The 13289-nt window shown below is 68.9% G+C and carries 8 protein-coding genes and 2 pseudogenes; 4 read left to right on the top strand and 6 right to left on the bottom strand.

All coding sequences use genetic code 11. The features are described from left to right. Nucleotides 1-392 precede the first annotated feature (392 nt). From ACFPIJ_RS16415 to ACFPIJ_RS16400, 4 genes are all read left to right on the top strand, one after another. Entirely contained in the window at nt 393-4205 is a 3813-nt protein-coding gene (locus ACFPIJ_RS16415) for a GTPase (RefSeq protein WP_380115842.1), read from the top strand. Further along, on the top strand, nt 4202-5821 hold the full coding sequence (locus ACFPIJ_RS16410) for a hypothetical protein (RefSeq protein WP_380115841.1): 1620 nt from the start codon (nt 4202-4204) through the stop codon (nt 5819-5821). Before ACFPIJ_RS16415 ends, ACFPIJ_RS16410 begins: the two co-directional genes overlap by 4 nt. 295 nt (nt 5822-6116) lie before the next feature. Next, nucleotides 6117-8387 (top strand): ATP-binding protein, encoded by a 2271-nt coding sequence (locus ACFPIJ_RS16405; protein WP_380115840.1) that lies wholly within the window; start codon nt 6117-6119, stop codon nt 8385-8387. A gap of 129 nt (nt 8388-8516) precedes the next feature. Then, nucleotides 8517-8729, top strand: coding sequence for a hypothetical protein (locus ACFPIJ_RS16400; protein WP_380115838.1), 213 nt, complete (start codon nt 8517-8519; stop codon nt 8727-8729). 54 nt (nt 8730-8783) lie between these two features. Here ACFPIJ_RS16400 and ACFPIJ_RS16395 read toward each other — a convergent pair whose 3' ends face one another. The 6 genes and pseudogenes from ACFPIJ_RS16395 to ACFPIJ_RS16370 all read right to left on the bottom strand — a co-directional run bounded on the left by ACFPIJ_RS16395 (nt 8784) and on the right by ACFPIJ_RS16370 (nt 13275). Then, the gene (locus ACFPIJ_RS16395; RefSeq protein WP_380115837.1) at nt 8784-9968 is read right to left on the bottom strand and encodes an MFS transporter; all 1185 of its coding nucleotides are present in this window, start codon (nt 9966-9968) and stop codon (nt 8784-8786) included. 193 nt (nt 9969-10161) lie between these two features. Beyond that, nucleotides 10162-10932 (bottom strand): LacI family DNA-binding transcriptional regulator, encoded by a 771-nt coding sequence (locus ACFPIJ_RS16390; RefSeq protein WP_380116192.1) that lies wholly within the window; start codon nt 10930-10932, stop codon nt 10162-10164. An 84-nt stretch (nt 10933-11016) separates the two neighbouring features. Further along, a pseudogene (locus ACFPIJ_RS16385) lies at nt 11017-11160 on the bottom strand (LacI family DNA-binding transcriptional regulator); the annotation flags it as partial. Between the two features lie 76 nt (nt 11161-11236). Continuing rightward, the gene (locus tag ACFPIJ_RS16380) at nt 11237-11572 is read right to left on the bottom strand and encodes a hypothetical protein (protein ID WP_380115835.1); all 336 of its coding nucleotides are present in this window, start codon (nt 11570-11572) and stop codon (nt 11237-11239) included. A 100-nt stretch (nt 11573-11672) separates the two neighbouring features. Beyond that, a pseudogene (locus ACFPIJ_RS16375) lies at nt 11673-11942 on the bottom strand (Gfo/Idh/MocA family oxidoreductase); the annotation flags it as partial. A gap of 64 nt (nt 11943-12006) precedes the next feature. Further along, nucleotides 12007-13275, bottom strand: coding sequence for a cytochrome P450 (locus ACFPIJ_RS16370; RefSeq protein ID WP_380115834.1), 1269 nt, complete (start codon nt 13273-13275; stop codon nt 12007-12009). Between the last annotated feature and the right edge of the window lie 14 nt (nt 13276-13289).

Below are 13289 nucleotides of genomic sequence, written 5' to 3'. Positions count from 1 at the left end.
CCATCCCTGCGCGGCCTGCAGGCGTGGCGCGCGTACTGGTGCTGACAGGTGGTTGCCGGATCGGTGGAGGCGCCGCTGGCGTCCGGGGTCGGTTCATGGCCTTCCGGAGTCTTGTCGAGGGCTTGGCCGTCAAGTAAGAACGATCATTGTGACCGGTCCAGGCGGGTTGACCGCAGAGCGTGACCTTGTGACGGTGACGGTGCCTGGGGTTCAACGATTCGTTGGCGAGGCGCGGTCGACGGCGGATGTGGCGTCGGCGAGCGGGATCGTTTCGGATTTGACCGCTGCGATGGTGGCTGAGGTGACCGCGTCGTCTGAGGTGGTGCGGCCGGCCGGTGGCCGGGGGGATCTCGGCAAGTGTTTCGCCGGGGAGTTGGCGCTGCGTTCGCGCCGTGACCGGTCTGTCAGCGGAAAGTGATGGCGAGTTGACGACAGAGGTGGTGTCGCTTGAGGAGGCCGTTCGATCGGCCGTCGAGCAGGGACACGCGGAACTGAGGCGCCTGGATGACCTTACGGACGACCTGGTCAGGGCATTTGCGCAACGGCAGAGCGTTGCGCCGTCCTCGTCTGGCTTGATCACCCGGCTGGACGACTTCACCCGTGGGTTTCCGGGGGAACTGCGACGTCACCTCGATCGTGAGCGTGGGTCGCTCGGGTCGTTCAACATCGCGTTCTTCGGGCGCACCGGCGTCGGAAAGAGCACCCTGCTGTCGGTGTTCGGCCGGCTCGACGGGGAGTATGTCTCACCGGGCGTCAGCGATTGGACCACTGAGGTGCGTCCAATCGAGTGGCGGGATTGCCGGCTGATCGACACACCCGGGATCAACGGCTGGGGACGGACCGAGAGCCGCGACCATCTCGAGGCCAAGGCCCGCGAGGCAGTCGAGATCGCCGACATCGTGCTTCTGTGCTTTGACAACCAGTCTCAGCAGGAGATGGAGTTCGAGAAGATCGCCGCCTGGATCCGCGACCACGGAAAGCCGGTGGTGGCTGTCCTCAACGTCCGCAACCCGCGCTGGCGCCACCCCGCGAAAGTTCCCGAGGCTCGCCGCAGGAATCTGTCCGAATCGGTTCGCCAGCACACCGACAACATTCGGACCCAGCTCGTACAGATCGGGTTGCCCGACACGCCGGTCGTCGCGATCCACAGCCGACGGGCCTTGTTCGCACGCGCCACGACCCCCTTCCACGGCCCAGCCCAGAAGGACTTCCACCACGAACGGGAGGAGTTCGGGAAGGACTACCTCGATCGCTGGTCGAACTTCGGGACGCTGGAGCGCCTGGTCGTCGCCTCGATCGCGGAGGGCGGCGCCGATCTCCGGTTGGCCGCGCTGCGCGAGGACATCCGATCACGGTGCCGCCGAGGGGTCGGCGAACTCGAAGACCTGGCGGTCGAGATCGAGCAGGAAGCGGAATCCCGCGAACGCGAGGTCGAGTCGCTGTTTGCCGTGCTGGGCTATCCGGAAGACGCCGAACGTGCCGTGTGGCTGCACGATGCGGCTCTCAGCGGGGATCTGGTTGACGTGTCCGAGCAGGCGCGGGGCCGCCCGTACACGTCGCCGGTCAAAGGGTCGTTGGACCGCTTCGTCCGGCACCTCGCTGCCTCGCACCTCGCGGGATGTCACCGACAGGCGAAGGCCGACACGGATGACCTGATCCGGAGGGCATTCGACGAGCGCATGGCGATCGACGAGTCGAAGTTCACGGAGGTTGTGTTCGATCAAGGTGCCATTTCCGCTGCGGCGGAAGCCGTTTGGGCGGATCGCCGGGCGTTCCTGCAGCGTGAGCTTGAGGTCGTGGTGGAGCATCAGTCCATCGCCAGCGGGCCGGCGGTGTCGCACACCGCGATGATCCGCGGCGACGAGGGCGGCGGCGCGACGGGTGGTGTCGTCAGGGGGACGGGCATCGCGGTCGGTGCGGGCGCCCTCGCGGTGCCTGCGGTGGCCGCTCTCCTCTCGAACCCCGTAGGTTGGGTGATCGGCGCAGCTGCCGTGGGCGTCGGGATCGTAGGACAGGTCCAGCAGCATCTCGGCAAGAAGATGAGCGAGAAAGCGTCGGAGGAAGCACGAGAGGCGAAGGCTCAGGCGATCGTCGACTGCCATCGCGCTGTGGATCAGACGTTCGCCGGCTACGAGGATGCCCTCGTCTGCGACAGCCGGAAAGCGGCGTGGACGCTGTTGGCTCCTGCGGTCGGCGAGTCGCTCCGCGCCGCGATCGAGCTTCGCATGGCGCGCAGCCGGATCGCGCGGTTGATCCACAGCCTGCAGACCAACGCCGGTTCGATCAGGCCCGCACCCGCTGTGACCGACGTCCTGCTGCGGGCGCAGCGTCGGATGGGGGCATCGCCGGCCGAGGTGACCCGGGTATTGCTGGGCGAGGACTGGCTCGAGTCCGGCGTCGACCACCCGCCGGCGCAGATCGACCCTGCCGTCCACGAGGCGTACTCGCGTCGCCGGGAGGAGGACCACAGCCGGCTGACGCGGGCAATAGGTGCGGCATGGAGCGCACCGTCGACGGCAGACATCCACACGTGGCGAGACGACCTCGAGGACGCGGCCCGACACGACCCGGCGCTGTTCGACATCGCGCGAACCTTCTGGCGCGTCGACGGGGCACGACCAGCTCTTGCCGTTCTCGGTGACTACAACTCCGGAAAGACGTCGTTGATCCGCCGGATCGTGGTGGACAGCGGCCGGCAACCGCACGCGGCGTTCGACATCCGGGCGTCGCCCGCGACCGCAGCCGCGAACCGCCACCAGTTGCCCCGGTTCGATCTCGTAGACACGCCGGGCTTGCAGAGTGGACACGACGAGCACGACACCGCCGCGCTCGAGGCGATCGCCGAGGCGGCCCTCGTGTTCGTCGTCGTCCACATCAATCTGCTGGTCGGCGACACCTCGATACTGGAAGAGCTTTCGCGCGGCTCGGAGATGGTTGCCGCAAAAGGCGGGCGGATGGTGTTCCTCGTCAATCGATGCGACGAGCTGGGCGTGGATCCGCTGACCGCACCCGAAGCATTTCTCAACCTGCAGAACCGCAAACGCGAGGAACTGCGGGCAGCCCTCGCAACTCGTTCCATCGACGTCGAGATCGACAGAGTTCACGGCTTGTCTGGCGATCCGTTCGGCCTGGTGGGAGGCGATGCAACTGCAGAACCCGGTGATTTCGACGAGAATCGGATGTGGGACGGCGTGGCCGCATTGACGAACGCCATGTCGGCGCTCTCCGACGAGCAGCTGTCCGCTGCGGCGTCGTCGGCCGCCTTCGATGCGGCGGTCACCGGCCTCAAGCGTCACCAGCACACGCTTCAACAGGTGCGGGCCGACGGTACGAAAGACCTGCGTCGCTCGGAACCGGTGATCGCTGCCCTCCGGTCTGCAATGAAGGACGCCGTGGTCCTCGAAGGTTCACTGCGAGAGGACGCCCGCCGTATGGTGGACCGCCACTCGGCGGCGACGAAATCCGCAGTCGCGAGACTCGATCGGAAGGCCGGCCAGAAGCTGAAAGACCTTGTCGAGTCCTGGTGGAAGACTCCGCAGTTCGAAGCTGATCTCGAACGGTACCTTGCCGACGCGGCACGCAAACTGGACGAGTGGCACAGTGACCACATCTCAGCAATCGGACGGGAGATGAGCGCTGCTGAGTTCCAGGTGGCACCCGAGCTCGCGGCAGAGTTCAAGGCCCGGGGAAGCGCCTGGCACGAGGATCTGGCCGAGAACGCCGGCAACGTCGCAGGAGCCGCAGCGTCGCTTGCGAAAGCCCTGGGAAATCGGGACGCGGTCTACGCGATCGGCAAGCAGTTCGGCCACAAGTTCAAGCCGTGGGGTGCGGTGAAGGGCGGCGCCAAGGTCGCCAAGGCCGGGTTCGTCCTCGGGGCCGTCGCTACCGCCGTGGATGCCGCGACGATGGCCAATGACATCCACAAGGCCGTGAAACACAAGGACCAGCAGGAGTCGGCGTCACGGGAGATCGACGAAGCGGCTACCAGGATCGTCGAACAGATCGTGCGCGGTGAGCAGGGCGAAGGTCCCGTCGAATACCTCGAACAGCGGACCAAGGAGCTCGAGACATTGCTCGACGAGCACCTCGACCTCGAATCGTCGATCAGGGAACGGATGGACTCGGCGAAAGAGCAGGCCGAGGTGGCCGGGGCTCTGATCGCGACCGCGGACGAATTGATCGGCACGTCGGGGAGGAACGAATGACAGTTGTTGACATCGATGCAGTGCGAGACTGGCTGGGGCGACTCCCGGGCGGTTCGCTGGCTGGGCGGTACGTCGAGGACTGGGACGCGTTCGCGAAGCTGGACAGGCCGGTCGTGACCCTCTTCGGGTCCTACGACACCGGCAAGAGTTCCCTGCTCCGCCGGTTGCTCGTTGATTCGGGCGGCGACGTTCCCGGCTGGCTCACGATCAGCGCACGCCACGAAACCTTCGAGGTCAACGACATCGAGGTCGGTGGGTGCATCGTCCGCGACACTCCCGGATTCGCGGTCGGTGCGTCCGACATTCGTGCACAGAACAATTCGCGCCGAGCGATGGCGGCGGTCGGACTCACGGACGTCGGCATCGCGGTGCTGACCCCGCAGTTGGCGACCGCCGAACGTGACGTGCTCAAGAAGCTGTTCACGCGGGGATGGACGGCGGGGACGATGTGGTTCGTCATCTCGCGGTTCGACGAGGCGGGTGTGGACCCGGAGTACGACCTCGCGGAGTACCGGGAACTGGGTGATCGCAAGGTTCGCGAGTTGCGGGAACTGTTCGAACTGGACGACCGGACACCGGTTTTCGTCGTCTCGCAGGACCCGTTCCAGACGGCCGGGCCGGACACCGATCTCAGCAGGGAGACCTGGGATGACTTCCGGGGCTGGGACGGCATGAGGGATTTCGCGGATGCTTTCGAGGCGGTGTCCCTTTCGGCACTGCCCGGATGGCGACATGCGGCCGGGCAACGGTACTGGGCAGCGGTCCTGGACGAGACCGTGACCGAACTGCGCAGGCAACTGGCGGACTACACGGCACGTGCCGAAGTAGCTGCCAGTGGCGTCGCTCGCCGCGACGTATGGGAGAGCGAACTCGACACTCTCGATCGGGCCGCCCAGGCCAGCCTCGACGGTCTCGTCGAGGAGGTGATGCGGCGGTCGTGGGAGCCGAGTTCCGGCACCGATGAACTTCAGGCCGAGATTCAGCGCACGCTCGACGAGTGGTTTACCAAACACGAGGTCCGCCTCCAGCGGTTGCGGCAGTCGATCCGCAAGACCAAGGAGCGAGAGCGCGCCCGACCCTCCTGGGCCGGCTTTGCTTCGCTGGTCGCGACACTCGGATCCGGGCAGGACACGTCCACGACCCCGGCAGGGCCCGGCGGTGCCGCAGAACATGTCGAGACGGTCGGGACCATGGTGATCGGTCTGTTGAAGGCCGCGGCCAACGCAGCCGAGCCGACCGCCGGCAAGAAGGCCCGTTCGGCGAAGGCGGCTGGAAACCTGGGACGGCACATCGGCACCGCCGAAGCCGTGCTTCCCCTTGCCGTCTACCTGGCGAAAATCGTTGACGGGCAGCGAGCGGATCGCGCGCGCCTGAACCAGGACAAGGCTGCGGCCGGGCAGCGACAACAGGTCGTCACTGAATGCACGCAGCGCGCCCGTGACACCTGGCAGCCGTTCGTCGACGACGTGCGTGAAGAGATCGTGGCGGAGACGAGAGACCAGGTCGACCTCGACGCGAACCTGCGCCGACTCGTCGAGCAAATGCAAGAAGCTCTGGCGGAAGGCGAGGGTCTCGTTCGAGCGGGTACCGGGCCGCTGCTCGAGACAGAGGCATAAGGTGGGCGGGCCGCGATGAGGGTCATGATCCGCCGGTGATCGCATGTCGCCACGGCCCAACGGACCAGATGCTCTCGATCTTGATGAGCCACCCAGTCCGGGCATCGGCCTGGTCCCGGAAAGCGGTCACCGGACGCGGCTTGGCTGTTTGTGTCGTACCCCCTGGCGTGCGCGGATTGCCTGGTCAAACCCCGTTTTCAGTGCCTCGCGTGCCGACAGACCGCGGACCGCGGGATGGCGGCACCGGCGTACGCTCTCGGGATCAGATCGGTCGAGCGGTGTGTTTGGTGAGTAGGTGTCTCGAATCACGGAACAGCAGAGCTTCGGGGAATTGTTGCGTCGCCATCGGCACGCGGCGCGCCTGACGCTGGAGCAGCTCGCGGAAGCATCCGGGGTCAGCACGCGGACGCTGTCGGACATGGAGCGTGGGCGCAGCCGGGGACCTCAGCACCGGACGGTGACGGCGCTCGCCGACGCGCTCACCCTCGGGGAGGCCGACCGTGAGCAGCTGCTCCATCTGGCCCGGGACGGCCGTCTGCGGGATCACTGGACGCGCCCGACGGGGCTGTGCGAACTGCCCCGATCCGTCGGCGATTTCACCGGCCGCGCCGCGGAGCTCGCCTGGCTGGACGATCTGGTGCAGGAGGGCGGTTCCCCGGGTGTCGCCGGGGTGGGGCTCATCACCGGGCCGGCCGGGTTGGGGAAGACCACCTTCGCCGTCCGCGCCGCCCACGTCCTGCTGCCGAGGTTCCCGGACGGGGTGTGCTTCCTCGACCTGTACGGCATGTCCCCGCAGCCGCTCGCCACCGCCGACGCCCTGCTGCAGCTGCTGCGCGCGCTCGGTGTCGCCGACCCGCGGATACCGGGCGACACCGCCGGCCGGGCGTCGCTGTACCGGTCGCTGCTGCGGGACAGGCGGGTCCTGGTGGTGCTCGACAACGCCGCGTCCGAGGAGCAGGTCCGGGCACTGCTGCCGGGCGGCGGCGCGGCCCGGGTGGTGGTCACCAGCCGGCGGCTGCTGACCGGCCTGGAGGGCGTGCGCCGGCTCAACCTCGGGCCGCTGCCGGTGGCGGAGGCCATCGACCTGTTGACCGGGATCCTGGGCGAACGCTCCGCTTCGGACGGGGAGCCGGCGCTGACCCAGCTCGCGCAGTTGTGCGGTGGTCTGCCGCTCGCGCTGCGGATCGTCGGCAACCGGCTCGTCAGCCGGCCGGGCTGGAACGCCGCGGATCTCGCCGCCCGGCTGACGAACGAGAAGCGCCGACTGGACCAGCTCAGCGCCGGCGATCTCAAGATCGCGACGGCGTTCGGCTTGTCCTACGACCAGCTCGTCGGATCCGCCCGCCGGGTCTTCCGCCGGCTCGCGCTGGTGCCGGGCCGGGACTTCGACGCCGCGCTCGCCGCGGTGTTCGGCGGTACCCCGATCGAGGAGGCGTGGGATGCCCTCGACGAGCTCGTCGACCTCGGTCTGCTGCAGGACGGCACGTCGGGGCGGTACCGCTTCCACGATCTGGTCCGGCTGTTCGCCCGTGACCGGCTGCAGCAGGAGGACACCGCGGCGGAGCGCGACGCGGCCACCGCGAGGACGACGTCGTGGCTGCTGCGGATGGCCACCACCGCAGGGCGATGGTTCGAACCCGCCCACGGTCGTCCGGCCCGGGCCGACGCCGACCTCGCGGGCCTGTCCTCGCTGCAGGACGCCGAACGCTGGTTGCACGTGGATGCGGACAACTGGCTGGGGGCACTGCGGTATGCGGCGGATCACGGGCAGTACGAGGTCGTGCTCGACTGCGCCGAGGCGATGCGCTGGTTCGCTGACCGGTGGAAGCCGTGGACTCCGTGGCAGGAGGTCTTCGGCCGGGGTGCCGACGCCGCCACCGCGCTCGGTGACCGGGCCTATCAGGCTGCTCAGCTGAGCTTCCTGGCCCGGGTCCATCACGCGGTGCCACCCGCCGACCCGGACGTCACGATGCACCACGCGAACGCGGTGCTGGACGCCGCCACCCGCGGCGGTGTGACGGCGCAGATCGCCTGGGGACACATGTACGTCGGGCGCGCGCTGATCCGTTTCGGCCGGCTCGACGAGGCCGCCGCGTCGTTGTCCACGGCCGCGGACATGTTCAAGGCCGACCGCGACGTCGACGCGTATTCCCAGTGCCTCGGAGGGGTGGGGGAGTGCCTTCGCGGCGCCGGACGATACGCCGAGGCACTGGAGCGATACCTCGAGATGGCCGAACTGGCCGGCGACGAGGGATCGGGGATGACGCCCAGCATCGCGCCGCTCACCCGGGCGAACGCGCTCGCCGCCGCCGGCCTGTGTCTGGGGCTGCTCGACCGCCGTGCCGAAGCGATCGCCACGTTCGCCGAGGCGGTCGGCCTCTTCGAGCACTTCCCGCCGTCCGGTTCGCAGGGCCGCTGCCTGCAGGCCCTCGCAGGTGTCCTGGCCGACGAGGGCCGCGCCGACGAGAGCCGCCAGAAGTACGCGCGGGCGGGGGACGTGTTCGACGCCGCCGGTGATGCGGAGGCGGCCGGCCGCTGCCGTGACCTGGCGGCCGCCGAGCGCTGAACCGTCCCGCGAACGGCAGTCCCGGTTCTGCGTGCTGTTCTGCCCGGGCCGACAGTGCCGCTGGGTCTTGCATGGAGCGCGAAGCGGCGCGGCGAAGTGCCCACCGCCCGGCACCCACAGGAGCATTCCATGAGCGCACCGGGCATCCGTAACGTCGTGCTGGTCCACGGCGGTTTCGTCGACGGGTCCGGCTGGCAGTCCGTACACCGGCTGCTGACCGCCGACGGGTACACCGACTATCGGGTGGCAGAACGTTCGCCGCGGCCACTCCGAGGTCGCCGTCGACGCCCCGCAGCGCTGCGCGTCGCCGCAGCGTTCGCCGAACTCGCCCAAGCGATCTGACCGTGGACCGGCACGGGTCAACCGCGTCCGCCGATGCCACAAACGCAACGCCCCTCAGGCCGGCAGACTGCGTTCTGTCGAGCGGGTCATGACGGCCAGACCTGTCACGGCGAGCAGCGCGGCCGCGGCCGGGATGAGGAACACCGTGGGGAGCCCGATGACGGCGGCGCCGATGCCTCCGGCGGCGCCTCCGAGGGCGGAGCTGATGGCGGTGGAACTGAGGAAGATGGCTGACGCGGTCGCCACGGCGGTGGGAAGCAGGCCTTGGGCGACGATGATGCCCAGTGCGGCGAAGATGCCCCACACGCCGCCCATGAGGACCTGCCCGGTGAACAGTCCGGCGGCCGTACCGGTCGTGGCGAAGCAGATGTTGGCGGCGACGCCGAAGGCTGCGCCGAGCACCATCAGGCGCATCATGCCGATCCTGCGGGCCACGAGCACCGCGAGGGGCATCAGGACCAGTTCGACCAGCGGCTGGATGCCGATGACGGCGCCGCTCAACGCGGCGGGGTAGTGGAGCTGGTCGTTCATGTAGATCGGCAGGTACGCGTACTTGATCGATTCGCCGGCATAGACCAGGACGTAGAGTGCCGTGAACGCGAGCAATGGCAACATCGCCCGCAAGCCGGGACGGCGGCGTGTACCGGGCTCTGAGGTCGGGTCTGCTACGGCTGCTGCGGGGGATGTTCTGAGCGTCCCGAGCGGGATGATCTGGGCCAGCGTGGCGACCGCTGTCGCGAGCAGCATGATGCGGAGCGAGGTGTGGGCGGCCAGGAAGGAACCGGTGACCGGGCCGACGACCCAGCCGGCGGTCAGGGCCATCCGCACGATGGCGACCACACCGTCGTTGTTCGGGTTCGGGTGCGCGCTCGTCTCGTCGTGGATCGCGGCGAACAGCTGTGAGGTCGCGGCGCCGCCGAACGCGCCGATGACGGCGCTGAGCACGAAGGGCATCCACAGCTGGGTCGAGAACGCGATGGCCGCCCAACTGGCGAACCCGGCGACGGCACAGATGCGGAACAGGCCCAGGCGTCCGCCGGTGCGGTCCGACCGCGCACCGACCAGATAGCCGGCCACTGGTGCCGTCAGATTGGTCAGGTAGAACAACCCCGCGGCGGTCAGCGAGCCGCCGAGGTCGTTGACCAAGAACCGTGCGATCTGCGGGGCCGCCGCCGAGAAGCCGAGACCGGACAGGAACATCGCGATGGTCGTCCCGCGGTAGAGCGGTGAGGCGAGCATCAGCCGAACTGCCGACCTGTGCACCGCAGGCTCGGTGAACGGCACGTCCGTAGGAGGTGCCGACTCGGGGAGCGCCATGAGCTGTGCCCTTTCCACACGACCGTCGGTGCCGTGACAGCGTCCCGGCACATTGCTTACGGGCTGGGACGGTAAGGGCGAGAGCGCTCTCATGACCAGTGCCGGCGGCCAGCCGTCAGGGTTGCGGGGCCGTGCTCTCCCGCACGATCAGTTCGACCGGGAAGCGTTGCCGGTAGCCGGCCGGAACCGGGCCGTCCAGCAGCAGCCGCGTCGCGGTGGAAGCCATGTCCTCGACCGGCATCCGCATCGTGCTCAACGGAGGGTTCGCGCACACCGCGGCGATGCTGTCGTCGAACCCCACCACGCTGACGTCCTGCGGGACGCGCCGGCCGGTCGCAGTGATCGCCTGGACGGCGCCGGCGGCCATCAGATCGCACGCCACGAACATCGCATCGATGTCCGGGTGCAGGTCGAGCAGCTCGCGCGCGCCGTCGAAGCCGACCTCGCGTCGGAATCCCCCGCCGGTGCTCAGATCTGGCAGTCCGAACTCGTCGACGGCCCGCCGGTAACCGGACCGGCGGCTGATTCCGCAGGTGTCGTCGGGACCGTGGACAGCGGCGATACGCCGCCTGCCGAGCTGATGAAGGTACTGCACAGCGGCGTAGGCACCGTCGGCGTTGTCCGCCTCGACGGCCGGCACCGACCGTGAGGTCGCGACCAGTGACACCACTCGTCTGCATTGCTGGTGCAGCCGTGATGCGAGGGTGGGCGGGCCGTCGGCGAGCACCGCGCCGACCGACACCCGCCGGGCGATCGCGTCGACGGCCTCGACATCGTCCGGATTGGTGACGGTATGGATGCGCAGCTGCACGTCCCTGCCGTCGAGCACCGTCATGATCCCAGCCAGCACCCGGCTGTAGTACGGGTGCGAACTGATCCATCCCACCGCAGACACGGGCGAAGCCACCACGACATCGACGGCCGGTTGCTGACGCGACGCAAGGGCTCGCGCCGTCTGGTCAGGCACGTAACCCAGCTCAGCGATGATCTCCTTGACATGACGCCGGACCGACTCGGTCGCACCGGGCACGCCGTTCATCACCCGCGACACGGTCGAACGCGACACACCAGCCGCACGCGCGACGTCCTCAATCGTCAGCTTGGACCCAGCCATCTTGCGCACCCTTCACGGACAAGCCCTCAACAGCGGCGGCCGTAGGTCCGCGGACGACAACCCTTCCCGCCAGCCCTCAACCGACGTAAGGGCGTAACAACGGTACGCGATGGTCTGGCCGACATGAGGCGAGGGAAGCTTCCGCAACCGCTGGTAGCGGACGGGAACCGGAAGTTCGGTCAAGCCGCTGTCGTCTCCTCGGGCGCCGTACAGCCGCAGGCGACCCCCCGAACAGACTGTGGTCGGCCTTGACGACGAGTTCCCCCTGGGTGCCGTTGATCTCCCAGTGGAACCCGGTGGCGCGGGACGTGCCGCCGCGGAACTGCATCACGGCCACGGCCCCCGACTCGAGCAGACCGGTGACGGCGACCTGGTCCTCGGCACTCTTCGTCGCGACCGCCCCGCTCGTCACGTGGGTGATACCGCAACGGCGGAGCCGACCGGGCCTGCCGGCCGACGGCCGTCAGCACCCCCCTGCGGTGCGCGAGGTCGGCCAGCTCCTCGGCCTGCGCGAGGTCGGCACCGAGCGGCCACTCACTGAACACCGTCTTCCCCGCTTCGAGCGCAGGTCGGATGAGTTCCAGGTGCTGCGGAACCTTCACCGTCACGACCACGAGATCGACCTCCGTACTGCGGGCCAGCTCCGCTGCACTGCTGAAGGTCAGCGGCACCGCGTACTGCTCGCCGGCCGCACGCGCCGACTCGGCGCTGCTGGCACTGAGGCCCGCAACTCGTACCCATCGAGCCCGGCCAGTGCCGGCACATGGGCGGTGGCCGCCCATCCGCCGCTCGCGCTCAGGCCGACGACGCCGACGCGAATCAGCTGCTGATCAGGGGAGGTGGATGTCATCGCAGCACGCGTTCGCGGGCCGCCGTCTCGGTCACCGGGGCGACGGTGTCGAGGTCGACCTGCAGATGGCGGGGGCCGCGCAGGCTCGGGCTGGGCCGGTATGGTGGCGGGTCGGCCACCAGCCGGGGGTTTTGCAGCCGGCGAGCCAGCGTGGACAGGGCAACCTGGGTCTCGACCCGGGCGAGGGGGGCGCCGTAGCAGTAGTGGATGCCGCTGCCGTAGCCGAGGTGGGCGTTGTCGGTGCGGTCGGGGTCGAAGCGGTCCGGGTCGGGGAAACGGGCGGGGTCGCGGCTGCCGGCGGCGAGCATCAGCGCGAGCGGGGAGCCTTTCGGGATGGTGATGCCGGCGATGTCGATGTCGGCCAGGGTGCTGCGGCTGGACAGGAACTGGACCGGGGGTTCGTAGCGCAGCAACTCCTCGACCAGCGGGGTGTTCAGGTCGGGTTCGCGACGCAGCCGGTCGAGCACGTCGGGGTGGCGCAGCAGGGTGAGCATGCCGTTGGTGATGAGGTTGACGGTGGTTTCGTGGCCGGCGACCAGCAGCAGCGCGGCGGTGCTGAGCAGGTCGGCGCGGGACATCGGCCCGTGTGGGCCGGTGTCGGTGAGCAGCCCGGAGATCAGGTCGTCGTCGGGACGGCGGGCGTGGGCGTCGGCCAGCCCGTCGAGGTACCCGCCGAGTTCGGCGTTGACCTGGGCTCGCTTGCGCTGGCGCTCGGCGAACGTGCCCGTGGTCGGGTCGGCGGTTTCGACGATCGCGTCGGCCCAGTGATGGAAGCGCGGCTGGTCTTCGCGGGGGACGCCGAGCAGCCGGCAGATCGCGGTGACCGGCAGCGGGTAGGCGACGTCGTCGACGAGGTCGACACGGTGTCTGCCGGCAATGTTGTCGATCAGGTCGTTGGTAATCTCGGTCAGCCAGGGGCGCATGCCCTCGACACGGCCGGGGGCGCAGGGCGGACCGAACGGCCGGGTGGCCAGCTCCCGTAGCCGGTCATGCTCAGGCGGGTCACGGCTGATGAAGGACAGTGGCGGTCCGGGCATTCCCTCCTCAGGCTCGGGGATGGCGCCGGCCAGCTCGGGGTGACTGCGGGGGTCGGAGCTGACCCTGCGGTCGTGCAACAACGCGACGATCTCGCGGTAGGTGCTGACCAAGTAGGTGCCGTCGGGCTGGCGCGCCACCGGGGTCTCACGTAGCAGCGCGTACAGCGGGTATGGGTTGGCCCGGTTGGCCGGGTCGAGGATCTGCTCGAAGATGCTGGCCTGTGCCATGGCGGTTGCCTTTT

This window comes from Dactylosporangium cerinum (genome assembly GCF_042653625.1).
GTDB classification, from domain to species: Bacteria; Actinomycetota; Actinomycetes; order Mycobacteriales; family Micromonosporaceae; genus Dactylosporangium; species Dactylosporangium cerinum.
The sequence above is the reverse complement of the archived record's forward strand: the minus strand, read 5'-3'. Positions and strand labels throughout refer to the sequence as shown.

Bases quoted from the DNA above. Each gene is read 5' to 3' on its own strand.
- ACFPIJ_RS16410 (WP_380115841.1), top strand. From the start codon at position 4,202: ATGACAGTTGTTGACATCGATGCAGTGCGAGACTGGCTGGGGCGACTC.
- ACFPIJ_RS16400 (WP_380115838.1), top strand. From the start codon at position 8,517: ATGAGCGCACCGGGCATCCGTAACGTCGTGCTGGTCCACGGCGGTTTC.
- ACFPIJ_RS16395 (WP_380115837.1), bottom strand. From the start codon at position 9,968: ATGCTCGCCTCACCGCTCTACCGCGGGACGACCATCGCGATGTTCCTG.
- ACFPIJ_RS16370 (WP_380115834.1), bottom strand. From the start codon at position 13,275: ATGGCACAGGCCAGCATCTTCGAGCAGATCCTCGACCCGGCCAACCGG.